Genomic DNA, 25,851 nt, shown 5'->3' on the forward strand with positions numbered 1-25,851 from the left:
CCCCACCGATATGGACATGGGGCTAGGTCAACCCTCAGCGGGCCAAAATTAGCCCGTTCTTTCTAACGGTGCCTCCATACGGCGGACGCTGGAAACGAAGTCACTAAAGCGCTCGCCCTGAATCAGTACATGGTCACTAAGCGCTTGCTGTGCAGCCAAAGGATCACCTTTTTCAATCGCTTCCACGATGGCTTGGTGCTCACTAAGGGAATTATTTACCCGTTGGCGTACCTGTAACTGCAGGCGCCGATAAGGCTTTAAGCGCTGTTTCAGCTGACGCGCTTCGCTGGCCAAAAAGGCATTATGGCTAGCGGTGTAGATACAGTCGTGAAAACCTTCGTTTTCGTAGTAATACTCATCGCTATCACCGGCTAGGGCCGCCGCTTCGCATCGCTGATGGGCTTCACGTAATGCGGCCAGCTCGGGCTCGGTGATTCGGCGAGCCGCTAAACGGCCGCACATGCCTTCAAGTTCGGCCATCACCTCGAACATCTCGATCAACTGATCAATACCCACCTTGGCCACGAAGGTGCCCTTCTTCGGCGAAACGGTGACCAATCCGCTGGCCACCAGCTGCTGAAAAGCTTCACGCACCGGCGTCCGCGAGACCTGAAACTCACGCCCCAAAGCTTCCGGGTCCAGGCGCTCTCCCGGCAAACGGCGGCCATTGATGATGTCATCCTCAAGAGAATCCCTTAATCGCTGAGCGTTGGAGCGCTTGGTGCCCGTCATGTTTTACCTCCATGGATCGCGACTTATTTCAGGCCATTAAACTTGTCATAAAGTTGACATTAGCATATTTAAGCGCTATTGAAATATATATCAGATCTTCTGATAAACATATAAAGCTCATCCAAACACACAACAACAACTGTTGGAGACGCCACATGCAACGCTATTTGATCTCAACTGCCACCGCCCTAGGCCTCGCCATCGCGGCGTCACACGCCTCTGCCGATACCGTACTGCGAGCTTCGCATCAATTCCCCGGTGGTCAAGGGGACGTGCGCGATGAAATGGTGCAAATGATGGCCCGCGAAGTAGCCGATGCAGATGTCGGGCTGACCATTGAAGTCTATCCCGGCCAATCGCTGTTTAAAGCGCGTGAACAGTGGGGCGCCGTCGCCCGTGGTCGTCTGGACATCACTTCTCTACCGCTGGATTACGCTAGCGGCCGCCACCCGGAGTTCTCGGCTACGCTGATGCCGGGATTGGTGCGTAATCAGGAACATGCCCAACGCCTGAATGACTCTGAGTATATGGAGATGATTAAAGAGGTCATTCGCGAAGGCGGCGCTCGGGTACTTGCAGATGCTTGGCTATCGGGCGGTTTTGCCTCTAGCGAGCAGTGCGTTACCTCGCCTGATACCGTCGAGGGTCAGAACTTCCGCGCCGCCGGGCCTGCGTTTGAACAAATGCTGGAAGCAGCCGGTGCCTCCATCGCCTCCATGCCCTCTTCCGAGGTGTATACCGCCATGCAAACCGGCGTGCTGGATGCCGCTAATACCTCATCGATGTCGTTTATCTCCTTTCGGCTTTACGAACAGGTTGAGTGCTTGACCGAGCCCGGCGACTTCGCGCTGTGGTACATGTACGAACCCATTCTTATTTCCGAGCAGGTGTGGCAAGGGCTCAACGAAGAGCAGCAAGCAGCCCTGATGGAAGCGGGTGAAGCCGCCGAGGCGTTCTTTGCGGAAGAGGCCGCCGCCATTGACCAGGAGATGGTCGACCTCTACGAAGAGAATGGCGTGGAAGTAGTCAGCATGAGCGAGGACGACTACAACGCCTGGCTCGATATCGCTAAGGAGACTTCCTACAAAAACTTTGCCGAGAACGTTCCCAACGGACAAGCCATTATCGATGCGGCGCTGGCCGTCGAGTAAGCAACCCATGATCGCCTAATGGCGCGGCCATTCCGCTCGGGATGGCCGTTTTCTACTGATGCTTGCTTAGCTTGGCGAAATAACCAGCTTGACGAGGGAATTATGGCACCTGCAACGACACACAATGCCCTTGCGCGAGGGGGTATCATTGGCGGCTACATTCGCGTCATGGACAAACTCTCGCGGCTTTCCGCCTACTTGGCCTGCGCCCTGTTTATCGCTGGCGTACTCGTGATTTGTCAGATGGTATTTATTCGCTACTTACTGGGAATGAGCACCAGCTGGCAGACTGAATTCACCATCTTCTCAGTAACGGCAGCGATGTTGATGGGCAGCCCCTATGTATTGATGACTGGCGGCCATGTCGCCATCACGATTGTTCCCGATGCGCTAGGCGGTATTACCCGCACTATCATGCGCTTGATCGCGTCGCTGTTTGGGTTAGGTTTTTGTGCCGCGTTGGCGTATGCCAGCTGGGTCTATGTTTTTGAGGCGCTCCACGGCGAGTGGACCACGGGCTCGGTATGGAATCCGCCACTGTGGCCCGCCTTACTGCCTATGGCGGTCGGCGCCACCCTACTTTCGCTGCAGTATATAGCTGAAATTTTGCGTGGGGAGAACTGATTATGGATCCCATCACGTTAGGCATTATCGTTGCCATCGCGCTGATTGCTCTGATGGCCATTGGCACCCCTATCGCTTTCGCCCTGGGCGGTGTATCGCTGCTGGCACTGATCTACGACCGTGGCCTTGCTGAGCTCACCTACTTCGGGGAAACCTTTTTTGACCGCATCGCAGAGTTTGGTTTTGTCGCCATTCCGATGTTTATTTTGATGGGCGCCGCGGTGGCCTCCTCCCCCACCGGGCGTGATCTGTATCGCTCGCTGGATCTGTGGATGGGCAAACTGCCCGGCGGTCTGGCGGTTTCCAATATTGGCGCCTGTTCCATTTTTGCGGCTCTGTCGGGATCATCCCCCGCCACCTGTGCTGCGATTGGCAAAATGGGTATTCCCGAAATGCGCAAGCGCGGCTACCCCGATGGCGTGGCAGCAGGGTGTATTGCCGCGGGCGGTACCCTGGGCATTTTGATTCCGCCGTCGGTCACCATGATCATCTACGGCATTTCCACCGAAACCTCGATTGGTCGGCTGTTTATTGCCGGGGTGGTGCCGGGCTTCATGCTCGCTGGTCTGTTCATGATCTGGACCATGATCGCCTGCAAGATGGCCGGTGGATACAACAACCCTATGGCCGAGTCCGTCGAACGGCTAAAAGAGAATGTTAAGCAGAATGTCGATAGCAACCTGAAAGCATTAGTGCGGGTTCTCCCTTTCTTAGGCGTGGTCGCGGGCATCCTGTTTGCGCTTTATGGCGGGGTGGCCACACCTTCCGAGGCGGCGGGCGTTGGCGCGTTTCTATGCTTAGCGCTAGCGATCCTCATCTACCGCATGTGGCAGTTGGGGCCCATCAAGCTGATCATGCGCGACTCGCTGCGTGAAAGCGTGATGATCATGTTGGTGATCGCCACCGCCGAGGTATTTGCCTACGCACTCTCCTCCATGTTCATCACCCAAACCGTAGCGGCTGCGATTGCCGGACTGGAGATTAACCGCTGGGCGCTGATGGGGGTGATCAACCTCTTTTTGCTAGTGGCTGGCTTCTTCCTGCCGCCCGTGGCCGTGATCGTGATGACTGCCCCGATCTTGTTGCCCATCATCCTCGCGGCCAACTTCGACCCGTACTGGTTTGCGGTGATCCTGACCATCAACCTGGAGATTGGCCTGATTACACCGCCGGTGGGTCTCAACCTGTTCATTATTAAAGGCATCGCGCCGGATATCTCGCTGCGCGACATTCTGATGGGGAGCTTGCCCTACGCGCTGTGCATGGTGCTGGGTATCTTGTTGCTGTGCCTTTTCCCAGGCATCGCGCTTTGGCTACCTAACTTGATCATGAGTTAAGGAGTTCGACCATGAACATGATGTTTTTGCAGGAGTTGTTTAACAACATCACCCAGCGTGATGCCTTGTTGCGCCGCCGCCATCCCGAGACAGAGACGCCCGACCATCAGCAGTTGGTCAAAGCGTGCCACAAGCTGCTGGAAAGCGATGGCGAAGCCTCCAGCATTGCGCTGGCAAGCCGTGCTTTAGCGATTTACCAGCGGCTCCCGGCAACTGAAAAAAACAGTTTCTTTATCCGTTTAATAACAGACTTTGCCGCCGACCCAGGCCCTATTGATGCGGCCTATACGGCGTATCGGCAAGCCCGCGACAACCCCACTTTACAGCGGCTATTTGAAGCCAGCGAACCTAGGCGCCAGGAACTTTTCCGGCGTTTAAACCTGGCCAGCGATGGTACCTATGAGTTGGTTAAAATGCGTGAAGATCTGCTGGCATTGCTGCGTGAGCAGCCTGAACTGAAGGCCATTGACGACGATTTTGCTCACCTGTTCGGCTCCTGGTTCAATCGCGGCTTTTTGATGCTCAAGCGCATTGATTGGAATACCCCCGCTTCGATTCTTGAGAAGATCATCCGCTACGAGGCGGTACACGAAATTCAGGACTGGGACGATCTACGTCGGCGGCTGGATGCACGTGATCGCCGCTGTTTCGCCTTTTTCCACCCAGCGATTGGCGACGAGCCGTTGATCTTCGTGGAAGTCGCCCTGCACAAGGGACTGCCCAGCCGTATTCAGCCTATTTTATCGGGAGAGAGGGCGGGCGAAAGTAGCGCTAAAAAAGCTATCGACGAACCTGAAGACGCTGATACCGCGGCGTTCTTTGGTATCAGCAATTGCCAGACCGGTCTGCGCGGCATCTCCTTTGGTAACTTTTTGATCAAGCAAGTGGTGCAAGAACTCTCTCAGGAACTGCCGCAGCTGAAATACTTCGTCACTCTCTCGCCGGTGCCCGGCTTTGCCCAGTGGTTACAAGAACAACGTAATGATGAGCAGCTTCCTGAGTCACTGCGTAAGTCACTCAAAGGACTTGAAACGCCGGGGTGGCATCAAGACAAAACCCGTGAGGAGCCATTGAAAGCCGCGATTCGCCCGTTGGCGGCGCGCTACTTAGCCGAGGAGAAGAACCGCCACGGCCTGCCGCTGAACCCGGTGGCCCGTTTCCACCTTGGTAATGGGGCCGAACTCCACCGTATCAATTGGCTGGGCGATATCTCCGAGAAGGGCTTTAACCAGGCCGCAGGCTTGATGGTCAACTACCTGTACGTGCTGGACGATATCGAACGCAACCACGAAAACTATACCGCCAAGGGCACCGTTGCCTGCTCCAATGAGGTGCGCGACCTCGCTCGACGCGCCCGCAAGCTGGCCAAGGGAGAGACCACCAAATGAGCCACAATCTATTTGAAACCTTTGCTGCCAAAATGCGTGAGCGCGCAGAGGCCGATTTTATTACTACCCGCGATGGCCGCCGCTACAGTTACACCGATGCACTGAGCATAAGCGCGAAACTTGCCGGTGCGTTGACTGAGCTGGGCGTTAAGCAAGGCGACCGTGTCGCTGTGCAGGTGGACAAAAGCCCTGAAGCGATACTGCTTTATTTGGCCTGCCTGCGCATTGGCGGGGTCTACTTGCCCCTTAACACCGGCTATACCGGCGATGAAATCCGCTACTTTTTGAACGATGCCGAGCCTGCGTTGTTTGTCTGCCGACCCAAGATAGAAGAGGAAGCGCGAGCGCTTGCCGCTGAAACCGGCTGCCCGGCCGTGGCCACTCTAGGCAGCGCCGCCGATGGCAGCCTGATGGAAGCTACCAGCGCAGCAACGCCACGGGAGGATATCGTGGCACTGGGCGAACGCGATCTGGCCGCCATTCTTTACACATCCGGCACCACCGGGCGCTCCAAAGGCGCCATGCTGACGCACAAGAACCTCGCCTCCAATGCTGAAACCTTGGTAACAGCCTGGCACTTCAGCGCCGATGACCGGCTAATCCACGCGCTGCCGATCTTCCATACCCACGGTCTGTTTGTTGCCTGCAATGTCACTCTGATGGCAGGCGCCAGCATGCTGTTCCTGCCGAAGTTTGATGCCGATGTCATTTTTAAAGAGTTGCCCCGTGGCACTGTGATGATGGGCGTTCCTACCTTCTATACGCGCTTGGTTCAGGATGAGCGCCTGACGCCTGACGTTACCGCCAACATGCGGCTGTTCGTCTCCGGCTCTGCCCCGCTCACCGCCGAGACCCACGAGGCGTTTGAAGCCAAAACCGATCATGCAATTCTTGAGCGCTACGGCATGACCGAAACCAATATGAACCTCTCCAACCCATATGAAGGCGCCCGCCGAGCAGGCACCGTGGGTATGCCGCTACCTGGCGTGGAGATGCGTATTACCAACCGCGAAACCGGCGAAGAAGTGCCTTCGGGTGAAATTGGCATGCTGCAGATTCGCGGCCCGAATGTGTTTATTGGCTACTGGCGGATGCCCGAAAAGACCCGCGAGGAGCTGTTAGACGATGGCTTTTTCATTACTGGCGATCTCGCCATGGTCGACGAGCAAGGCTATGTGCATATTGTGGGTCGCGACAAAGACCTGGTGATTTCCGGCGGCTACAACGTCTACCCCAAAGAGGTCGAGCAGGTGATCGACGAGCTCGACCAAGTCGCTGAATCCGCGGTCATCGGCCTGCCCCATCCTGACTTTGGTGAGGGAGTGACCGCTGTGGTCGTGCGCCAGCAAGGAGCTCTTGATGATCAGCTTAATGAAGATAAGGTGATCAGCCATCTAGACGGTCGGCTAGCCAAGTATAAGCAGCCCAAACGGGTCTTCTTTGTCGATGAACTACCCCGCAACACCATGGGCAAAGTGCAAAAAAACGAGCTGCGCAAGCAGTTTAACGACACCTATCGCACGCCATAGTCGCCCGTCCTGCCAGCATACTCTTGCCATCCTTTTGCCCCGCGGCGTGCGGGGCTTTTACCAGCGCTTTGCTGGGAAAAGGAACCATTTGCTCTACTAAGTGTTAAGGTGAAACTACTTAACGAACGATGGAGCAAATCACCTTGACTACGCCTACCGTCACAAGCGGCATCACTGCCAGCGAACTATATAAGTTAGTCAGCCAGCCAGCCTCCGCCAGCAGCGAAAACGCGACCTATGAGTGGCCCGAAGCGACCATTAGCCTGGATGAGACCAATCAGACGCTGATCTGGGAGCTTAACGACTACGGCAACTTGCCGATTACCCTCTCGCGCAGCGAAAATGAGTGGATCGCGATGGCGCCTATTGTTGCCGTTGCTAACGTTAATAATACCGCTGAGTTAAATGAAGTGCTGTTGCGTCAGGGTATTTCGTTACCGCTGGCTTCCGTGGGTATCGTCGAGATCGACGGTCACGACTTTTATGTGGCTTACGGACAGCTGTTTGGCGACTCCAAGCTTGAGTCAATTTGCGCTGAGCTACACGCCACCGCTGGCGCTGCTATGGAAGTGGCTGAACTGATTCAAACGCACTTTGCCTAACGTTTATCCATTGTTCGTCTATTCTCCAAATCACCGTTATCCATTAGTGTCACCGCCCAGGTGACGTATAAGCGAGATTACTTATGTTAAGCAAAATTATGACCGCCCTGCGCGGCAAAGCGAATGAAACGGGTCAAACAGTGGTTGATTCCCAGGCACTGCGTATTTTAGACCAGGAGATTCGCGACTCAGAAAATCACCTTAGCCAGTCTAAAACCGAACTGACCCGACTGATGGGCCAACGCCAGCTGAACAGCAATAAAGCGGACACGCTGGAAAGCAAAATTGCCGAGCTGGAAAAAAGCGCAGAAGCTGCGCTGGATAAAGGCGAGGAAGCACTGGCGGTGGAAGTCGCTGAGCGCATGGTAGCGTTGCAGGATGACCTGGAAGCAGAGCGTGCGATTGTTAGCGAGTACGATGCCAGCATTGAAAAACTGCGCGGCGCGATTCGCGGCACCGACAACCAGCTTCGCCAGCTCAAGCAGCAGGTGAGCGTGGTAAAAGCCACCGAGTCAGCGCAAAAAGCCCAATCTGCCGTGGCATCACGCCACTCAGGCCAGAACAGCGCGATGAGCAGCGCCATGGAGTCACTGGAGCGCATTAAAGAGCGCCAGCAGCTCAATTCGGCGCAAATGCACGCGGCCGATGAAATGGCGGCTGAGGAGAGCGGCAGCTCGCTGGAAGCCCGCCTGAAAGCAGCCGGTGTGGGCGGTCAGGAGCGCAAGGCAGACGACGTGTTAGCACGCCTGAAAGCGAAGAAAAATGCCGCACAAGAGTAAATTCAGCGTTTAAATTTATTAGGGAGCCAGGCCATGTTTAACACCCTCAAGGCACTTTTTCGCGCGACCACGGAAAAGCCGCCCGAGCCGAATACAGGCCGCCCGGTGGCCACGGGCCTGCCTATGGGTGTCAGTCAGGAAGATCTTGAAGGCTTGCGGCTGGATGGTCGCGTCAATATTAAGCTGATCGGCCTGCGCGCCCATGCCGATGCACTGTTTCGCTGGGACGACGATGCCTACCACCATATTGCCGCCGTCGGGCATGTCGATCTAGGCCAGGGGGCGCACCTCGTGCGTTTCTATCTGGATAACGATACGTGGCTGCAGGCCAATATTGAAAACGGTCAGGTGCTTGAATATAAGCTGTTCGACTTTTACCGTGTTGCCCATCTTTCAGATGCTGAATTTGATGGTGTGATTAACGGTGAAGATAAACAGCCCGACAGCATCGGTGCTCAAACCGTCGCGCTCACCTCCACCACTGATGAGCCACGCGTCTGTAATTATCAGCGGGTATGGGGAAATAGCGACAGCCTCTGGTCGCCACCGGTGGTTTTCGAAGAGCAAGTGATGACCACCGAGAGTATTGCTGCACGCCACGTGACCCATCACGCGATGCTTTATGAACGTACCATACAAGGCACTGAGCGTATGGAGTACCTGCTGATAAGCGCTGAAAATGATGACGAAGGCAGCTTTATGGTGGTGCATAACGTGGGGGTAGACGTGGCCTCCGTCGATATTGACGCTATGTAATCGTTACCGCCTTTATTTAAAACGTTTTATCTACTACAAAAGGAAACCGCCACCATGGTGAACTACCTGTACGGCTTGCCGTCATTTATCGCCTATCTAGTGACGGCGATTGTACTGCTCGCCGCTTTTATGTACTGCTACAGCCGCATTACGCCTCATCACGAGTGGACACTAATTCGCGAAGGTAACGCTGCCGCCGCTTCTGCCTACGGCGGCTCAATTCTGGGTTTTACGATTCCGCTTTATAGTGCGATGGCACACTCAATCAATTTTATCGATTTTGTGCTTTGGGGCGTCGTCGCCTTTATCGTTCAGTTAGCCACCTTCTTTGGCGTTAAGCTGTTTTTGCGCAAACAGGGTGAAAGCCTGTCTCAGCACATCACCGAAGGCCATCAAGCCTACGGCATTTTAATGGCCAGTGTGGCCGTGGCAGTCGGCTTGCTCAACGCCGCTTCGATGACGTGGTAAAGGAGAGCCCGCATGTCTAAACAGGATCACACTCCCCATTTGCCCCGCCGCAAACGCAGCGGGCGTTTAACGCTGGCGATGATGGGCGCCAGCGCCTTTGGCCTTACCGCCTGTGGCCAGCCGCCCCAGGAAGAGCAGATCACCGAGATCGAATTTGACGAGCCGCGCAGCTTTGAAAGCGTGGAAGCCTGCGTCGCGGAGAATGTCTATACCCGTAGCGCCTGCGAAGATGCCTATGAAGCGTCACTGGAAGCGGTGCCACGCTATAGCACCCTGGAAGAGTGCGAAGCTGAGAATGGTGAAGGCGCTTGCACCGCGCCAACCGAAGAGCAGTCTCAAGCAGCGACGGGGAGCACCGGTGGCAGTTGGTTCATGCCGGCCATGATGGGTTATATGGTTGGCAGCATGATGTCCAACACCAACCGTGGTCGCTCTTTCGAGCGGGTTTATCAGGAGCCGGTATACCGCAACCGTCAAAACCAGGGCAACTGGAATACGGCGACCAATCAGGCGACTCAGCGGGTAAGCCAGCGTAACGATGCCATGCGTAACTCGGTAGCGACCTCTCAGCGTCGGGGCTTTGGCTCTCGCTCTTCGGCCCGGGGCGGCTGGGGCTCCTAGCTATCACCGGATACCGACATGCTGCGAATTGATATCCCTGAACGGAAAGAGTGGAAAGCCCTGGCTCACGAGCTGGGCTTTCATTTTCATACCATCGACGGCGAGCCTTACTGGAAAGAAGACGCCTACTACCAGTTCACCATGGAGCAGGTAGAGCGGGATATTGAAGGCCCTACAGAGGCGGTGCATGAGATGTGTATGGAGTTGGTAGATAAGGTCTGCCACTCCAATGCCTTAATGCAGCGGTTAGCACTGCCAGAACATATGTGGGACAGCATCCACAATTCGTGGAAGTCGGGCCAACCGCACCTCTACGGACGAATGGATTTTGCCTATTCAGGCGATGGCCCGGCGAAACTGCTGGAGCTCAACTACGACACTCCTACCTCGCTCTACGAAGCGGGCTTTTTTCAGTGGGTATGGCTTGAGCAAGCCATCGCGCAAGGTATCCTGCCGCGCCACGCAGATCAGTACAACTCGATCCAAGAGCGGCTGATCAATGCCATGGCCCACCTTGGTGATCGCATCGAGGCGCGCACGCTCTACTTCTCCTGCATCAAAGATAACGCCGAAGAGCGTGCCACCGTGCACTACTTGCAGGATGTCGCAGTGCAGGCGGGGCTCAAAGCACCGTTTATCTACACCGAAGATATTGGCCTGCGGCCCGGTGCCGAGCATTTTGTTGATCTGGATAATCAACCCATCCACGCACTGTTCAAACTCTACCCGTGGGAAGAGATGGCTGACGATGCGTTTGGCGAGTACATCCCACAGCTAAATACCCACTGGTTTGAGCCGCCCTGGAAAGCGATTCTGTCCAACAAGGGCATTCTCCCCCTGCTATGGGAGCACTTTGAGGGTCACCCCAACCTGCTACCGGCGTTTTTCGAGGATGCCAATAGCCCGCCGCTACCAGCTGGCTGGGTGCGTAAGCCATTCTTCTCCCGGGAAGGCAGCAACGTTGAGTTGATCACACCAACCGGCCATCGCGAGGCCGTAGACGGCCCCTACACTGACAGCCCCTGGATTCGCCAGGCCTATCACCCCATGCCCCGCTTTGGTAACAACCACGCGTTAATTGGCAGTTGGGTCGTGGGCGACCGCGCCTGTGGCATGGGTATTCGCGAAGACGTTGGCCGCATCACCAAAGACTCCTCCTGCTTTGTGCCCCACGCGATTGTTTAAGACGCCCTTACTCAACCCGCCAGCCATAAGCAACTGATGGCATCGCCCTCGGCTATGTCGCTATTGACCGGGATCACCGCAAAGGCATCAGCGTTGATACACGACGAAAGCACGCCAGAATTCTGGTCCTCAAAGGCCATCGCCGTCACGCCACGGGGCGTAAATTTCAGCGTCACGCGCATATAGTGTTCGCGTGGGCCAGTGGAGGTGGCGAACCCAGCGCTGGCGGTAATCGTCGGTAGTGTTCTCAGCGCAGCGCAGCTAAGCATTGCCCCCAGCAATGGGCGCAAAAATAGCCAAGCACCGACAAACCCCGATACCGGATTCCCTGGCAAGCCAACAAACCGCGCCTGGCTGCCATCATCGCGAGGCAAGCGACCCAGTGCTAGCGGCTTTCCGGGACGAATTGCCAGTTTCCACATATCGAGTTGGCCAATCGCTTCCAGCGCAGCTTTGACGTGATCCTCTTCGCCGACACTCACACCGCCGGTGGTGACCACCAAGTCTGTTTCAGCAGCGGCAGCCGTTAACAGTGCCACCGTGCGGGCATAGTCATCCGGCACGCTAACGGTACTTACTACCTCGGCGCCAAAGTTCTCCAACAGACGTTTAAGCATTGGCCGGTTGGAGTTATAGAGCTGACCCGGCTTTAACGGCGTGCCCGGATCGATAATCTCGTCACCGGTCGAAAGCAGCGCCACACGGGGCCGTCGACGCACACTGACTTGGGTAATCCCCTGGCCCGCCAAGTGACCCAATGCCGCCGCTTCGAGCCGCTCACCGGCATTTAGCAGTACACTGCCCTGGCGCACATCGCGGCCGCGGTGGCGGACATTATCACCTGCGGGAATATCTGCGGGCATCAGTGCGCGTTCGCCATCAACCTCGACGCGCTCTTGCATCACTACGCAGTCAGCCCCCGAAGGAATCTCACCACCAGTAAAAATCCGTGCACAGCTGCCGGGCGCAAGCGCTTGAGCCTGCGTACCTGCAGCAATACGTTGGCTCACCGGCAGCCACTGCCCAGCATCGGCGGCGCGCAAGGCGTAGCCGTCCATCGCGCTGTTATCAAACGGCGGCACATCCAGCTGTGCTGTCACTGCTTCGGCCAGCACACGTCCACCGGCGGCTTCCAGTGAAACGCTCTCGGCACTTAGCGCGCTGACGTCTGCCAGTAGCGCTTCAAGCGCGGCTGAAATTGGCTGTAAATCAGCCATGTTGCCCCCGGCCTGGGATGACCAGGTTGGCGAAGTTGCAGGGCTTATGTCGGCTATCCAACTGCTCGGCCAGAATGCCGTCCCAGCCGGTGCGGCAGGCGCCGGTGGAGCCGGGCAAGCAGAACACCACCGTGGCGTTGGCTAAGCCACCGAGGCAGCGGCTTTGAATAGTGGAGCTGCCAATTTCATCACCGCTGAGTTGGCGAAAACGCTCACCAAAGCCTTCGATCCGCTTGTCCAGCAACACCGAGATGGCTTCGGGGGTGGAGTCGCGGCCGGTGAAACCGGTGCCGCCGGTGGTGATCACCACCTGCACGTTTGAGTCGGCTATCCAGTTCGCTACTACCGCACGAATGCGGTAAACGTCATCAGGCACGATACGTTTTTCAGCGAGCGTATGACCCGCGCTGGTGAGGCGTTCCACGAGCGCTTGACCACTGCGATCGGTTTCTTCGGTACGGGTATCAGAAACCGTGAGTACAGCAATAGAGAGGGGCACCATCGGTTCCATGTCGTTACCCTTTCGCTTTTTTTTGTGCTTGGCGAGCCTCTAACGCCGCCAGTTGCTCTGGTGTCGCTTTTCCTTGGTAGTGCTCTTTCCACTCGCTGTAAGGCATGCCGTAAACGTACTCGCGGGCCTCTTCATAGCTGAGGGTTTCATCACGTGCTTCAGCCGCGGTAACCAACCATTTAGATAAACAATTGCGGCAAAAGTCGGCCAGGATCATCAGGTCGATATTCTGGACATCTTTATTATCGTCCAGGTGCTCAAGCAAGCGCCGAAACGCGGCGGCTTCGATTTCCGTGCGTGTAGATTGATCCAACTCATTCATCGCTGACATAACCGTTCCTCTCATAAAGTGGCTGCGGGTTACTAAATAACTTAAGGCGCAGCATAACAAAAGACACCGCCGGAAGGCGGTGTCGAAAGTCTCAATAAACGTTTATCAGCTGGTTCGAGGCGCCGACGGTTCACTACTACCGCTAGATGACTTTCGAGCCGCCACCTCTTCTTCCGATAGCGTTTGATCCTTGACCTCGTCGTACCACAGGTTGTGATGCTCTTTAGCCCAGGTTTCATCCACGTAGCCCGTGGTCATACCCTCTAGCGCGCCTTCGGTACCCAGCGTGCCGATATAGATATGGCCTAAGGAGATGGCGGTGAGTCCTAGCGCACCGACTGCGTGGATAATGTTAGCCCACTGCATGGTGTCGCGCCCCTGATTGAAGTTGGGGAAGTCGAGCACAAAGCCACTGGCGATGACGAGAATACCGACCGTCGCCAATATCCAGTACCACGCCTTCTCCCCACCGTTGGCAAAACCCGCATCCACATGCTTTTTGCCAATCATGCCGCCGCCTTTCTTAAACCACACCCAGTCGTGCTTTTTGGGAATGTTCTCTTTGATCAAACTAACCAGCAGTATGACGAGCAGAATGCCAAAGATCGGCCCTAGGTAGTTGTGCAGCACTTTCGTGGCCGCAATCATCCACGCCCAAATTCCATCGCCAAACAGCGGGCGGAACACGAACTTGCCAAATAGCAGCGTCATCCCGGTCAGCGCCAGAATGATAAAAAGTGTCGCTACCGTCCAGTGCAGTGCGCGTTTCATTAGCGTCCAGCGCAATAGCAGGCGACCCCTGCGCGGTGCTTCAAGCTCCTTACGGCCCACAATGAAGTAGAACAGAGCGATCAGCGCCGCCATACCAAATACCGCAATCAATCCAAACGGCGATACCCAGCGGTTACGAATCTCCCGCCAGGTTTCACCGCTTGAGTTGATCAGGCTGTAGTTGCTTTCATAGCGCGAATCGCGGTAGTTGGGGCCAGTCTCACCACTACGTACCTGACGCCACTGGTCAGCGGTAATGCCGGGGGCAGCGGTGGTCATTTCGCGATCAGGGTCTGCTTGAGCTACTGCCACTTGCGTAAAGCCGAGGCTTAGCACCAAAGCCAGCGCCACCAACATAAAACGCCAAATGCCCAGGGCGAGCCCTTTACCTGAGCTTGGCACCCCACCGGGTGCCTGTGCAGTCAACAGGTTCATGACACGCCTCCTTACCCTTTATGGGCAGCATCATAGGCTAGGTTGTCGGCGCTGGCCTGGGGATTGTTGGACCAACCGCCATCTTTATGGCCACGGTGTACAACGCGCTGGCGGAAGATATCGGCAACGTCTTGGGCATCACCGGCAAGCAGCGCTTTGGTAGAGCACATTTCTGCACATAGCGGCAGTTTGCCTTCGGCAATGCGGTTAGAACCGTACTTCTCGTACTCTTCTTCTTTGCTTTCGGCCGGGCCGCCCGCGCAGAAGGTACATTTGTCCATCTTGCCGCGCTCGCCGAACGCATCCTGCTGGGGAAACTGCGGGGCGCCAAACGGGCAGGCGTAGAGGCAGTAGCCACAACCGATGCAGAGGTCTTTATCGTGCAGCACGATGCCATCGTCCGTTTTATAGAAACAGTCGGTGGGGCACACCGCCATGCAGGGGGCGTCGTCACAGTGCATACAAGCGACGGAAATGGACATTTCATCCGCTTCGCCATCATTCAGTGTCACCACGCGGCGGCGCTGGATACCCCACTCGACATCGTTGGCATTTTTACAGGCGGTGACGCAGCCGTTGCATTCAATGCAGCGTTCTGCGTCACACATAAATTTCATTTGAGCCATGGTGTTCTCCTCATGCCGGTGCGGGATGGCTCCCGCACCGCCGTACTGTCAGGTCGGTCGCGTCTTTTTTTTCTAGACTCAGGCGCGCTCAATGCGGCAAATGGTGCACTTGGTCTCTTGCATCAGTGTCACCGGATCGTAGCCGTAGGTGGTGGCGGTGTTAGCCGCTTCACCGATGATGTACGGGTCAGACCCATCCGGGTAACGGTCGCGCAGGCTTTCGCCCTGGAACATGCCGCCAAAGTGGAACGGCATAAACGCGACATTACGATCGACGCGAGGCGTGACCAGCGCTTTAACTTTCACCCGGCCCCCTTCAGCCCCTTCAACCCAGACATCGTCGCCATCCTTGATGCTGAGGTCGTTGGCGTCCGCCGGATTGATCTCGACAAACATCTCCTGCTGCAGCTCGGCAAGCCACGACATGGAGCGCGTCTCCTCACCGCCCCCTTCGTACTCAACCAGACGCCCGGAGGTGAGAATCATCGGATACTCGTCGGTGTTGTCGCGATCCTGAATGGTTTTGTACATGGTCGGCAGGCGCATGATCGAGTCAAAGTCCTCCCAAGTAGGGAAGCGTTCAACCAGATCGCGCCGCGTGGTGTAAAGCGGCTCACGGTGCTTCGGCACTTGGTCGGGGAAGGTCCAGACCACAGCGCGGGCCTTGGCGTTGCCGTAGGGCGCACAACCATGCTCAATCGTGACACGCTGGATACCGCCGGAGAGGTCGGTTTTCCAGTTTTTGCCTTCCGCCGCCTGCTTCTCTTCGGCAGTCAGGTCGTCCCACCAACCCAGATCCTTGAGCAGTTGGTCGTTGAACTCCGGGTAGCCGTCGTCGATATCGCCGCCGACAGGCGCTGAACCTTCCGCCAACAGGTTGATGCCGTCACGCTCAATACCGAAACGAGCACGGAAGCCCATGCCACCTTCCATCACAGGAACGCTGGTATCGTAAAGGTTGGGCGAACCCGGATGACGAAACTCCGGCGTACCCCAGCAGGGCCACGGCAAGCCGTAGTAATCCCCGTCCGCCGGGCCACCCTCTGCGCGCAAGTTCTCGAAGCTGAAGGTGTGCCAGTTTTTCTGGTGCTCTTTGAGGCGTTCAGGGCTTTGCCCGGTATAGCCTACCGTCCACATGCCGCGGTTGATTTCACGCAGAATATCGTCGATCAACGGCTCGTCGCCGTTCATCTGGTAGTTTTTCACCAGCTCATTACCAATGCCCAGTTTGCGGGCAAACAGGTACATGATTTCGTGGTCGGGCTTGGACTCAAACAGCGGCTCAATCACGCGGTCGCGCCACTGAATCGAGCGGTTGGTGGCGGTGACACTGCCGGTCGTTTCAAACTGGGTGGCCGCTGGCAGCAAATAAACGCCATCGGTACGGTCGTGCATGACGGAAGCGACGGTGGGATAAGGGTCAACGATGACCATCATCTCCAGCTTCTGCATCGCTTTTTGCATTTCCACACCGCGGGTTTGGGAGTTAACCGCATGGCCCCAGTAGAACATCGCTTTCAGCGCGGTGCGCTGGGAGATGTTTTCATCATCCTCAAGTACGCCATCGACCCAACGCGACACGGTAATACCAGGGCTGTACATGGGCTTACCATCGGCGTATTCGGTATCGTCATAGCGGCCTTTAATCCACTCGTAGTCGACATCCCATACTTGCGCCCAGTGTTGCCATGCGCCTTCCGCCAAGCCGTAGTAGCCCGGCAGCGAGTCACAGCCAAGGCCAAGGTCAGTAGCACCCTGCACGTTATCGTGGCCACGCAGGATGTTGGCGCCGCCGCCAGCGACACCAATATTGCCCAACGCCAGCTCCAGAATGCAGTAAGCGCGGGTGTTGTTGTTGCCGGTGGTATGTTGGGTACCGCCCATACACCAGACGACACAGCCCGGGCGGTTGTCGGAGAGACGTTTGGCGACATCGTACATCTCGGCTTCGGGGACACCGGTGACTTCTTCGACGACGCTGGGCGGGAAGTTGGCGACTTCGGCACGCACTTCATCCATCCCGTAAACGCGCTGGTTGATGTACTCGTTATCTTCCCAGCCGTTCTCGAAAATGTGCCACAGCAGGCCCCAGATATACGCCACATCTGAGCCAGGACGCAGACGCACGTATTTATTGGCTTTGGCGGCAGTACGGGTAAAGCGCGGGTCGACCACGATGATGTCGCAATTATTGCGCTCTTTGGCGATCAAGAAATGCTGCATCGCCACCGGGTGGGCTTCACTAGGATTAGAACCGATAAACAGCATCGACTTACTGTTATGCATGTCATTGAGCGAGTTGGTCATCGCCCCGTAACCCCAAGTATTCGCCACGCCTGCCACGGTGGTGGAGTGGCAGATACGCGCCTGGTGGTCGGTGTTGTTAGTGCCCCACAGCGAAGCAAGCTTGCGCATCAAGTACGCCTGCTCGTTACTAAACTTCGCAGAGCCCAACCAGTAAACGCTGTCCGGGCCGTGTTCTTCGCGCAGCTCAAGCAGTTTGTCGCCAATTTCGTTAATGGCGTCATCCCAGCTCATGCGCTCCCACTCACCGGCCACCAGTTTCATCGGGTACTTAAGGCGCCGCGTGGAGTGACCGTGCTGGCGCAGCGAAGCGCCTTTTGCGCAGTGTGCGCCGCGGTTGATAGGGTGGTCAAAAGCAGGTTCTTGCTTGGTCCAAATGCCCTCTTGAACTTCGGCATAAACGCCACAACCCACCGAACAGTGGGAGCAAATGGTGCGCTTGGTCTCTACCGGAGAGTCCAGTACCGGTGTTTTGTCCGCGGCTTCAGAGCGCTGCATCATCGGCGCCCCCATGAAGCCGACAGCGGCCACGCCGCCTGTGGCTGCACCGGTGCGCTTAAGGAATTGACGGCGGGAAATTCCCAGTCCAGAGGCCTTGGGGGTGTCTGTTTTGCGAGTTAAACGCATGGCAAATCTCCTGGCATTCCGCCGTCAGTCACGCAACGAGGCGTAGTAAGCGCGGACGTGGTCGGTCTCACGGTAGTTAGCCGTTTGTTTTTCGTTTTTCACTGGGGCAGTGTCAGCCTGTGCCAGGGTGACATGACCGACTGCCGCTGCAGCGCCAGCAGCGGCGGTTCCCAACCCAACGGTTTTCATAAAACGGCGGCGCTCAGGATTGTGTGACGGGTGCATGGGTTTCTCCTCTTGCATGCCTTTATAGCGGGTCTTTTTATGCTGTTTTTTGATTTTTACTGATTTTTTTATGGAGCCTGCGTTAAGGCTCAACAATACGCACCGGCGTATGACCCGCATCAACACTCAAGCGAGCCTCCTCACTCTCCATAAAAGCGCCACCCAACTGCCCCAGCGCTGCATAGAAAGCGGTGTCTACCTGCCCCAGGTCGGCAAAACAGCTGGCCGCCCAAGGGGCTAAATGTTGGCTAAAGAAATAGGCCTGCTCGTGACTAGCTGAGTCAATCAGCATTGCCATCACTTCGCATAGTGCCGCCAAGTGATCTTCTGGGTCACGGTTATGTTCACTGCGCACAAAGCCGAGCACCTTCAAATCCTTACGCAGCGCCACCAGCGCCGCTTCCATCAATTCGCCATTGCGGTACCAAGAAGCATACGGCACCACCTCACCCTGAATGACGCCGACCAGGAGGCGGAAGTGAGCACGCTGCAGTCCCTCGACGTCGGTGTTCTTGGCGGCGGCTGCCAGCGCATGCCAACACTCGGCCAAACGGCTACCGTCTTGTTCGATGTCCAGTTCAGCCAACCAATCTAGCAACTCAGCATCCGGAGTCCGGCGTAATAATGTGGCCAATAGCCGGTAAATATCGGCACGTAGCGCATCCGCTTCTTTCAGCGTGGGCAGTGCATCCGTCATCGGCTTATACCTTCAGTTGCGCGTCGGAATCGCGAATCATGGTTTTCCAGACATCCTTAACGCGGCAGTCTTCACACATTTCCAGACGAATCATCGCTTCGCCAGCAAAGTAGGGGTGGTTGACCAGCTTCTCTTTAATAGTAGCTACCGTGCTGACAGTAGCAAACGGCTTGCCGCAGTTGATGCATTCAAAGGCTGCTTCTTCGTAACAAATATGGCGCGTTTCGCGAGCCTCCGAGGCCAAGAAGCCGGGCATCAGTGTAATTGCATCTTCGGGGCAGGCTTGTTCACACAAGCCGCACTGCACACAATCCGCCTCAAGGAAACTCAGCGCGGGCGTTTTGCCACCCGACTTGAGCGCGGGGGTTGGGCAGTTGCTGACACAGGCGTGGCACAGCGTGCAGGCATCGCGATCCACCTGAATGGCGCCGTAGGCAGCGCCCACCGGCATAGCAACCCGCTCGTTGCTGGGGTTACCCAACTCTGCTAACCGTGCCAGCACGCGGTTCAAGCGTGCCCGCTTTTCGGGCTCAGGTAGACTAAGCGGCGCCTCAGTCAGTGGAGTAAGCGCCGGAAGCGCGTCGCGAGCGGCGTGGTCGGCTACCTCAATCAGCGTCACACGAGCGCGGTCATGGCCCAGCGCTTCCAGCAAGGCATGCGCCTGGGCGACTTGATCAGTCAAAAAGGTACTCAAGCGGACAGGCATATCAGGGTGCAGCTGGATACGCACTTCAGCGGCACCGGCAGCCAGGGCGGTTAGCCACTGGTCGTGGCCTGCGGCTCCCAGCTCTTCTAACGGTGCGTCGATGATATGGCCTGCGGGCACTACACCCGCAGCCCGCTCGGCATCTTGTGAGTCATGGGTAATAAAACGCAGCACCGGCACCTGACCACCGGCTTCACGGTAGGCTGCCAGCCAAGCGGATAGGGTGTCTTGCTGGCGGCGCGTTTCCGGTAGACGAAATTCGATAGCGCCCGTAGGACAAGCGCTGGTGCAGCTGCCTACGCCTTGGCAGAGGAAAGGATCAATCTCTATATGGGACTCAATCCGCCCCTGAATGCTGGAGATGGCATCCGCCGGGCAAACATCCAAACAGCGGGTACAGCCAATGTTGCCGCTGGTGGAGTGCGCACATAAATCACTGTTGACTTGAAAATAGCGCGGCTTATCGAATTCGCCCACTAGCCCCACAAAATCGTCGAGGATATCGCTGCGCTGCTCAACGTCCTGCCACTGCAGTACTACATAGCCTGGAGGCGGCAGCTCCCAGCGCTGGGTATGCGAAGTTGGAGCAAGATCGAGGATTAAGTCAAAACCGTCGCGCTCAATCAGTGCACGAGCAATATCCAGCGAAGCATCTTCATCGTCAAGTTGAACGTTAAAGGCGCCCAGATAGCCATTGATACGCAATTGGCTGAGCTGCCGCTGGGTCAGCGTCTGGGTGACCAGCGGTTCGCTAGACCCGAGAGGATCGTCAGTATCGTTTCCTGGGCTGTTCGCGTCAGATTCAATGACAAGTAGCGTCAGCGATGCCAAGCCGCGCCCCTGTAGAGCGCGAGCGGCAGGATGAACGTCGGCTTCGGTGCCTATTAACAGCGCATGACCACGGCTGTGATAGGTCACATTGGCAGGCGTTAGGTTAGCTGGCCACGAGATACGTCGGCGTACCGTTTCCCGAGCCTCGGCATTGCGCTGGTCGTCTATCGACGCCAGTTGGATTCGTTGGTTCATGCGCTCTCACGGTCAGGGAATCATTCTTATTATATTTTTGAGTTATATATTTAACTATTGTGGCATAACAATGCGTTGAAGCTAAGTTCAGCCTATGTGCAATGCTGATATTTGCCAACCTAATTACCGTCAACGCTGCCAACGCTAGCAACTAAATCAATGCTCAACTTATTGATTTCTATATGCTAAGGAATAATGTCATAATTTGGTATGAGTGTCAGATAAATAATCAGACTGGTCGTCTAGTGAAGTCTCTTTTACAACGTTGTTACTGGCCGTGCAAGGTGCGGTGTGCTCTTCGTCTGCAGCTGTCGATGGCTCACTGGCGGCCACTTCAGCCGGAGACTCGGTGCTGCCCTCGTCTACTGGCTTATCAAGCGCCTCTTCCACTTTATGCGTCCAGCGGCGCAGTTTACCGGCGAGATCTGCCGCCATCGGTTTCAACAGCTTATTGTAGTCGGCGTCGTAGTCATCCAAGCCATCGCGCACGTTGTAGTTACCGGTGGCCCATAGGCGTTTTAATGCTTGTCGGCGTAAAGGGCCACTAACGCCCGGCGCCATATACGCACTGAAATCGCTGCCTGCTTCCAGCGTGTCAGGGTCTGGCAAGGTGTGGTCGAGACTGCCGGGGTCTGGCTCCTCAGCTGGCGTTACCAGGGGTTGTTCATTTTCAGTGTTAGGTTGCTCGGCCTCATTATGAAGCACTGCCTCCTGGTCAGCAGATGCCTCATCTAAGGGCTTAGTATCTGGTGAAGAGGACGCCGACGCGTCCTCTTCTTTTTGCACATGGCGCTTTAGTCGCGACCAGCGTTCCAGGCGACTCATTACGGCTGCTCCTTGGAGGGCGTGTCTTTGGCGCGCCCAGCCCCTTTGCGTTTTTTCTTGCGCATTTCCATTGGCGCTTCCCCATGGCGTGCCAGATAACTCTCGAGCCAGACCTGAATGGCCATTGGCATCGGTGCTTCGAGCACCTGTTGCTCGCCATCCATCCAACCAGCCGCAACGTCCTGGCTAGCGGTAATCGCATCCGGCTGGGGTGTTTGTCCGGTAAAGCCTGCTCGCACAAACAGTCGCGGAGTAGTCGACGTTAGATTGAAACGATAGGCAGCACGCTCGGTCATCGACAGCTGCAGGTTAAGGACATTATCACCCTGATCGCCCAGCGTTAGCTCAGCAATGCGCCACTGTGTCAGTGTAAAACGCTTCACCTGCTTGGGCTCAGCTACCAAGGTAATACTGATAGGGCGTAGGTTATCGCTCATATTTTAAAAACCCTGCACCTTGCATGGATGACATGTGGAAAAATAGCACTTAGAAAATAGTACTTAGAAAAATCGCACTTATAAGGATAGCGCTTGAATGGGTAGACAAGTAAGCATCCCCAGCGCCATCATCGTCAACCCTGTCGTTTTGCGAGAACTATTTCGCGAGGATTACCATGCCCGCCCTTCAGCCTGCCCTTCAGATAAGCCGAGCCCGCTTACCGGCCACCACCGAGATCAGCATCGTTGATGAATATGGCGATGCGCGTCAGCAGGCCATCGCCGCTGAACGAGCACTCACCGTGTATCTCAACAAACGTGAAATCGTCACGCTGATGACGCTGGGCGATGACCCTGAAGCGCTGGTGGTGGGCTATCTACGCAACCAGGGGCTACTGCGTGCCGCGGCTGATTTAGCCGCCGTGCAGGTCGATTGGGACGTAGAAGCCGCGGTCGTCATTACACGCCACTTGCCCGAGGACTTAGAGGCGCGCTTAAGCACTCGCACGGTGACGACCGGCTGCGGCCAGGGCACGGTCTTTGGTAAACTACTTGATCAAACCGCTCTGACGGCGCTTCCCGATACGCAGTTAGCACAGTCCACGCTCTATCAACTGCTGCAAAATCTCAACGCTTATAATGAGACCTACCGCAGCGCGGGCGCCGTTCACGGCTGTGCGCTTTGCCGCCAAACCGAGGTGCTCGACTTTGTTGAAGACGTGGGGCGGCACAATGCGGTGGATACCCTGGCCGGGCGCCAATGGTTGCAACAAGCCGACAGCGCCGATGCCGATATTTTCTATACCACTGGGCGACTGACATCTGAGATGGTACTCAAAGTGGCGCAAATGGGCATTAGCGTGCTGGTTTCGCGCTCCGGTGTTACCCAAAAAGGCGTCGAGCTGGCTGAACGCTTCGGCGTGATGCTGATTGCCCGCGCCAAAGGCCGCCACTTTCAGGCGATTAATACTCAGAATCGCTTGGCGCTGGATGCGATACCTAATCGACCATCCCAGGCCCGTTCATCTAAAGAGGCAAGCTCATGATTCCCACTCACGAACTCACCGGCATGATTCTCGCGGGCGGCGAAGGTCGCAGAATGGGTGGCCGGGATAAAGGGCTTGAGCCGTTCGCGGGCCTGCCATTAGTCGGCCATGTCGTAAAACGCCTTGAAGGCCAAGTAGCCGAGCTGCTGATTAACGCCAACCGCAATGCTGACGCCTACCGCTTCTTCGCCGATCGCGTGATTGCCGATGAAGAAGGCGGCTTTAAAGGCCCACTGATGGGTATTTACAGCGGCCTACGCGCGGCAAAAACGCCTTGGTTACTAGTCGCCCCCTGCGACTCCCCCGCCCTGCCTGACGATCTAGTCGCGCGCATGGTGGCAGGGATTGGCGATCATGATATCGCCGTGGCCTTTGACGGCGAACGGCTGCATCCAGTGGTTGCCCTGCTACGCACTTCGCTGGCAGATGATTTGGCCGCCACGCTTGCCGAAGGCGAACGCAAGATTGACCGTTGGTACGCCCGCCATGCGTGGTGCAAGGTCGATATGTCGGACTGTCCCGATGCGTTTGCCAATCTTAATACTGAGGAAGAGAAGCTGCGTTTGGAAAGTCTGCTGGCAGCCGCCTCAGGGAAGGTGTCGACATGACGCTTTCCTGCTTTGACCTTGGTGAGCAGATGCTTAGCGTGGATGAAGCGCGCCAAGCACTCGCCACTTTGATTGAACGCCCGCTGGGCAGCGAACAGATTCCGCTGGCGCAGGCTCACGGCCGCCGGTTGGCCACAGCCATTCAGGCCCCCATTAATGTGCCGCAAAATACCAATGCGGCCATGGATGGCGTAGCGCTCGCCTTGGCTAAAGAAGGTGTTGGGGCCAAGCAAACCCATTGGCCGCTGGCCGGTGAGGTGTTGGCCGGGCAGTATCGCAGCGAATTAGTGCCTGCCGGTCACTGTGTGCGCATCACCACCGGCGCCCCGCTGCCGCCGGGCACCGATACCGTGGTGATGAGTGAACAGCTGCGCGAACCGTTAGATGATAAGCCTGCGCATGTGATCATTGAGTCGCCCGAGCTTCTCAAGCACGGCCAACATGTTCGCCAGGCCGGTGAAGATATTGCCACTGGCGATACGGCGCTACCTGCGGGAGCAAGGCTCGATGCCGCCTCGATGGGACTGTTAGCGTCATTGGGTTATGCAGAGGTTAGCGTGTGCCAGCGCCCCAGGGTGGCGATTTTTTCCACCGGCAATGAAGTCACGCCCCCTGGCGAACCACTACCCAAGGCCGGCATTTACGATGCTAACCGCTTCACGCTGATCGGCTTACTCACCGAGCAGGGGGCCGAGGTGATCGATCTGGGCATTCTGCCGGATGACTTAAACGCGACCCAAACGGCGCTTAAGCAAGCCGCCGAACAGAGCGATCTAGTGATCACCAGCGGCGGCGTGTCAGTGGGTCAGGCCGACTTTACTCGCGCTGCACTGGAACAACTGGGCCGCCTGGCTTTTTGGCGCGTGGCACTGCGCCCAGGGCGCCCCATGGCCTGCGGCTGGCTGGGCGAATCGCGCACCCCATTTGTCGGTTTGCCCGGCAACCCGGTCGCTGTCATGGTAACCTTTGGACAGTTTGTGACACCGCTGCTGGACCGCCTTCATGGGCAGCCCATGGCGCCACCCCATCGCCTGCATGCAATCGCCGATAACCTGTTAAAAAGTCGCTTAAAGCGTACTGACTTTATTCGCGGCGTTTACCATACTGATGAGAATGGACAGCTACACGTGCGCAGTACCGGCGCTCAGGGTTCGGGTATTTTAACCTCGATGGTGGCTGCTAACTGTTTGATTGAGCTTGCCGATGACCAAGACGGCGCACAATTAGGTGAGGTAGTCAGCATACAACCACTAACGGGATGGCTATGACCCAGCAACTAATCGACGACTTTGGCCGGCGCATTAGCTATGTGCGTATCTCGGTCACCGATCGCTGCGACTTCCGCTGCGTGTACTGCATGAGCGAGGAGATGACATTTCTGCCCCGCGCCCAGGTACTCACGCTGGAAGAGATCGCCATGGTGGCCCGCGCCTTCACCGAGCTCGGCGTGGAAAAAATCCGCCTGACCGGCGGCGAGCCATTGGTGCGCCGGGGCATTGAACAATTGGTCGATGAAATCGGCTCGATGCCAGGTCTTAACGATTTCACCATGACCACCAACGGCGCCAGCCTGCGCAAATACGCCAAGCAGCTTTACGCCGGCGGTTTACGACGGCTAAATATCAGCCTGGATTCGCTGGATGCCGAACGCTTCAAGCAACTCACCCGCACCGGTGATTTAGCCAAAGTCATCGACGGTATTCATGCCGCTCAGGAAGCAGGCTTTAAGCGTATCAAGCTTAACGCGGTGATCTTGAAGGGGCGTAATGATGACGAAGTCATTGATCTGGTCACTTTTGCCCGCCGGGAAGGCCTCGATATTAGCTTTATCGAAGAGATGCCGCTGGGCGATGTTTCCGATCATTCGCGAGCGGAAACCTTCTACTCCAGCGATGACGTTCAGACGCTGATTGAATCACGCTACCCGCTGATCCCCACGACCGAAACCACCCCAGGGCCCTCGCGCTACTTCAGGATGGCGGATAGCGACAGCCGGGTGGGGTTTATCTCACCGCATAGCCACAACTTTTGCGATACCTGCAACCGGGTGCGGGTGACTGTGGAAGGCCGCCTGCTGCTTTGTTTAGGCAATGAACACTCGGTGGATCTGCGTGCCGTGCTGCGCCGTCATCCCGGCAATATGCAGGCGCTGAAAGAGGCGATTATCAATGCCCTGCCGCTAAAGCCTGAGCGCCACCACTTCACCACCGATGGTGATGTTCAGGTAGTACGCTTTATGAACATGACAGGGGGCTAGGCATTGGAGGGGGCGGCAAAAACAGCCAAC

At 56.6% G+C, this 25,851-nt stretch carries 27 protein-coding genes; 15 read left to right on the top strand and 12 right to left on the bottom strand.

Features of this window, described 5'->3' with window-relative positions; genetic code table 11:
• Nucleotides 1-48: 48 nt before the first annotated feature.
• Nucleotides 49-732: a GntR family transcriptional regulator gene (locus tag Q3Y66_RS16935; protein ID WP_008959371.1), complete on the bottom strand. Its 684-nt coding sequence runs from the start codon at nt 730-732 to the stop codon at nt 49-51.
• Nucleotides 733-887: 155 nt separating this feature from the next.
• On the opposite strand from Q3Y66_RS16935, the gene dctP reads away from it, so the two are divergent.
• The 11 genes from dctP to Q3Y66_RS16990 all read left to right on the top strand — a co-directional run bounded on the left by dctP (nt 888) and on the right by Q3Y66_RS16990 (nt 11,172).
• Nucleotides 888-1,883: a TRAP transporter substrate-binding protein DctP gene (gene dctP / locus Q3Y66_RS16940; RefSeq protein WP_008959370.1), complete on the top strand. Its 996-nt coding sequence runs from the start codon at nt 888-890 to the stop codon at nt 1,881-1,883.
• Nucleotides 1,884-1,985: 102 nt separating this feature from the next.
• Nucleotides 1,986-2,507, top strand: a complete 522-nt coding sequence (locus tag Q3Y66_RS16945; protein WP_008959369.1) for a TRAP transporter small permease subunit — start codon at nt 1,986-1,988, stop codon at nt 2,505-2,507.
• A 2-nt stretch (nt 2,508-2,509) separates the two neighbouring features.
• Nucleotides 2,510-3,844, top strand: coding sequence for a TRAP transporter large permease (locus tag Q3Y66_RS16950; protein WP_008959368.1), 1,335 nt, complete (start codon nt 2,510-2,512; stop codon nt 3,842-3,844).
• 11 nt (nt 3,845-3,855) lie between these two features.
• Complete coding sequence (locus Q3Y66_RS16955) at nt 3,856-5,232, top strand: malonyl-CoA decarboxylase (RefSeq protein WP_008959367.1); 1,377 nt, start codon at nt 3,856-3,858, stop codon at nt 5,230-5,232.
• Nucleotides 5,229-6,761: a malonyl-CoA synthase gene (locus Q3Y66_RS16960; RefSeq protein ID WP_008959366.1), complete on the top strand. Its 1,533-nt coding sequence runs from the start codon at nt 5,229-5,231 to the stop codon at nt 6,759-6,761. The genes Q3Y66_RS16955 and Q3Y66_RS16960 overlap by 4 nt, the downstream gene beginning before the upstream one ends.
• 143 nt (nt 6,762-6,904) lie before the next feature.
• On the top strand, nt 6,905-7,363 hold the full coding sequence (locus Q3Y66_RS16965; protein ID WP_238528583.1) for a DUF2170 family protein: 459 nt from the start codon (nt 6,905-6,907) through the stop codon (nt 7,361-7,363).
• Nucleotides 7,364-7,446: 83 nt separating this feature from the next.
• The gene (locus tag Q3Y66_RS16970) at nt 7,447-8,142 is read left to right on the top strand and encodes a PspA/IM30 family protein (protein ID WP_008959364.1); all 696 of its coding nucleotides are present in this window, start codon (nt 7,447-7,449) and stop codon (nt 8,140-8,142) included.
• 33 nt (nt 8,143-8,175) lie between these two features.
• On the top strand, nt 8,176-8,898 hold the full coding sequence (locus Q3Y66_RS16975) for a DUF2491 family protein (protein ID WP_008959363.1): 723 nt from the start codon (nt 8,176-8,178) through the stop codon (nt 8,896-8,898).
• A 54-nt stretch (nt 8,899-8,952) separates the two neighbouring features.
• The gene (locus Q3Y66_RS16980; RefSeq protein ID WP_008959362.1) at nt 8,953-9,366 is read left to right on the top strand and encodes a DUF350 domain-containing protein; all 414 of its coding nucleotides are present in this window, start codon (nt 8,953-8,955) and stop codon (nt 9,364-9,366) included.
• 12 nt (nt 9,367-9,378) lie between these two features.
• Nucleotides 9,379-9,987: a DUF1190 domain-containing protein gene (locus Q3Y66_RS16985; protein ID WP_008959361.1), complete on the top strand. Its 609-nt coding sequence runs from the start codon at nt 9,379-9,381 to the stop codon at nt 9,985-9,987.
• An 18-nt stretch (nt 9,988-10,005) separates the two neighbouring features.
• Nucleotides 10,006-11,172 (top strand): glutathionylspermidine synthase family protein, encoded by a 1,167-nt coding sequence (locus tag Q3Y66_RS16990; protein ID WP_008959360.1) that lies wholly within the window; start codon nt 10,006-10,008, stop codon nt 11,170-11,172.
• An 11-nt stretch (nt 11,173-11,183) separates the two neighbouring features.
• Here Q3Y66_RS16990 and glp (Q3Y66_RS16995) read toward each other — a convergent pair whose 3' ends face one another.
• The 11 genes from glp (Q3Y66_RS16995) to Q3Y66_RS17045 all read right to left on the bottom strand — a co-directional run bounded on the left by glp (Q3Y66_RS16995) (nt 11,184) and on the right by Q3Y66_RS17045 (nt 21,910).
• Nucleotides 11,184-12,389 carry a gephyrin-like molybdotransferase Glp gene (glp, locus tag Q3Y66_RS16995; RefSeq protein WP_008959359.1) on the bottom strand — a complete coding sequence of 402 codons (1,206 nt, stop codon included), beginning with the start codon at nt 12,387-12,389 and terminating at the stop codon, nt 11,184-11,186.
• Nucleotides 12,382-12,900, bottom strand: coding sequence for a molybdenum cofactor biosynthesis protein B (moaB, locus tag Q3Y66_RS17000; RefSeq protein WP_008959358.1), 519 nt, complete (start codon nt 12,898-12,900; stop codon nt 12,382-12,384). The genes glp (Q3Y66_RS16995) and moaB overlap by 8 nt, the downstream gene beginning before the upstream one ends.
• Before the next feature lie 4 nt (nt 12,901-12,904).
• A complete protein-coding gene (locus tag Q3Y66_RS17005; protein ID WP_008959357.1) occupies nt 12,905-13,231 on the bottom strand; it encodes a DUF1244 domain-containing protein in 327 nt (108 codons plus the stop codon).
• Between the two features lie 105 nt (nt 13,232-13,336).
• Nucleotides 13,337-14,437, bottom strand: coding sequence for a formate dehydrogenase subunit gamma (locus Q3Y66_RS17010; RefSeq protein WP_008959356.1), 1,101 nt, complete (start codon nt 14,435-14,437; stop codon nt 13,337-13,339).
• Between the two features lie 11 nt (nt 14,438-14,448).
• A complete protein-coding gene (gene fdh3B / locus Q3Y66_RS17015) occupies nt 14,449-15,063 on the bottom strand; it encodes a formate dehydrogenase FDH3 subunit beta (protein ID WP_008959355.1) in 615 nt (204 codons plus the stop codon).
• Nucleotides 15,064-15,141: 78 nt separating this feature from the next.
• A complete protein-coding gene (locus tag Q3Y66_RS17020; protein WP_008959354.1) occupies nt 15,142-17,994 on the bottom strand; it encodes a molybdopterin-dependent oxidoreductase in 2,853 nt (950 codons plus the stop codon).
• A gap of 24 nt (nt 17,995-18,018) precedes the next feature.
• Complete coding sequence (locus Q3Y66_RS17025) at nt 18,019-18,219, bottom strand: twin-arginine translocation signal domain-containing protein (RefSeq protein WP_008959353.1); 201 nt, start codon at nt 18,217-18,219, stop codon at nt 18,019-18,021.
• Between the two features lie 82 nt (nt 18,220-18,301).
• On the bottom strand, nt 18,302-18,916 hold the full coding sequence (locus Q3Y66_RS17030) for a molecular chaperone (RefSeq protein ID WP_008959352.1): 615 nt from the start codon (nt 18,914-18,916) through the stop codon (nt 18,302-18,304).
• 4 nt (nt 18,917-18,920) lie between these two features.
• Nucleotides 18,921-20,648 (bottom strand): 4Fe-4S dicluster domain-containing protein, encoded by a 1,728-nt coding sequence (locus Q3Y66_RS17035; RefSeq protein ID WP_008959351.1) that lies wholly within the window; start codon nt 20,646-20,648, stop codon nt 18,921-18,923.
• Between the two features lie 198 nt (nt 20,649-20,846).
• Nucleotides 20,847-21,473 carry a DUF3306 domain-containing protein gene (locus Q3Y66_RS17040; RefSeq protein ID WP_008959350.1) on the bottom strand — a complete coding sequence of 209 codons (627 nt, stop codon included), beginning with the start codon at nt 21,471-21,473 and terminating at the stop codon, nt 20,847-20,849.
• Nucleotides 21,473-21,910: a DUF3305 domain-containing protein gene (locus Q3Y66_RS17045; RefSeq protein ID WP_008959349.1), complete on the bottom strand. Its 438-nt coding sequence runs from the start codon at nt 21,908-21,910 to the stop codon at nt 21,473-21,475. The genes Q3Y66_RS17040 and Q3Y66_RS17045 overlap by 1 nt, the downstream gene beginning before the upstream one ends.
• Before the next feature lie 176 nt (nt 21,911-22,086).
• On the opposite strand from Q3Y66_RS17045, the gene Q3Y66_RS17050 reads away from it, so the two are divergent.
• From Q3Y66_RS17050 to moaA, 4 genes are read left to right on the top strand one after another with little or no spacing between them, the layout of a single operon-like run.
• Entirely contained in the window at nt 22,087-22,956 is an 870-nt protein-coding gene (locus Q3Y66_RS17050) for a formate dehydrogenase accessory sulfurtransferase FdhD (RefSeq protein ID WP_008959348.1), read from the top strand.
• A complete protein-coding gene (gene mobA / locus Q3Y66_RS17055) occupies nt 22,953-23,564 on the top strand; it encodes a molybdenum cofactor guanylyltransferase MobA (protein WP_008959347.1) in 612 nt (203 codons plus the stop codon). The genes Q3Y66_RS17050 and mobA overlap by 4 nt, the downstream gene beginning before the upstream one ends.
• A complete protein-coding gene (glp, locus tag Q3Y66_RS17060; protein WP_008959346.1) occupies nt 23,561-24,832 on the top strand; it encodes a gephyrin-like molybdotransferase Glp in 1,272 nt (423 codons plus the stop codon). Before mobA ends, glp (Q3Y66_RS17060) begins: the two co-directional genes overlap by 4 nt.
• Nucleotides 24,829-25,821: a GTP 3',8-cyclase MoaA gene (gene moaA / locus Q3Y66_RS17065; protein ID WP_008959345.1), complete on the top strand. Its 993-nt coding sequence runs from the start codon at nt 24,829-24,831 to the stop codon at nt 25,819-25,821. The genes glp (Q3Y66_RS17060) and moaA overlap by 4 nt, the downstream gene beginning before the upstream one ends.
• Nucleotides 25,822-25,851: the final 30 nt, after the last annotated feature.

It is taken from the genome of Halomonas sp. HAL1, from assembly GCF_030544485.1.
GTDB lineage: Bacteria > Pseudomonadota > Gammaproteobacteria > Pseudomonadales > Halomonadaceae > Vreelandella > Vreelandella arctica.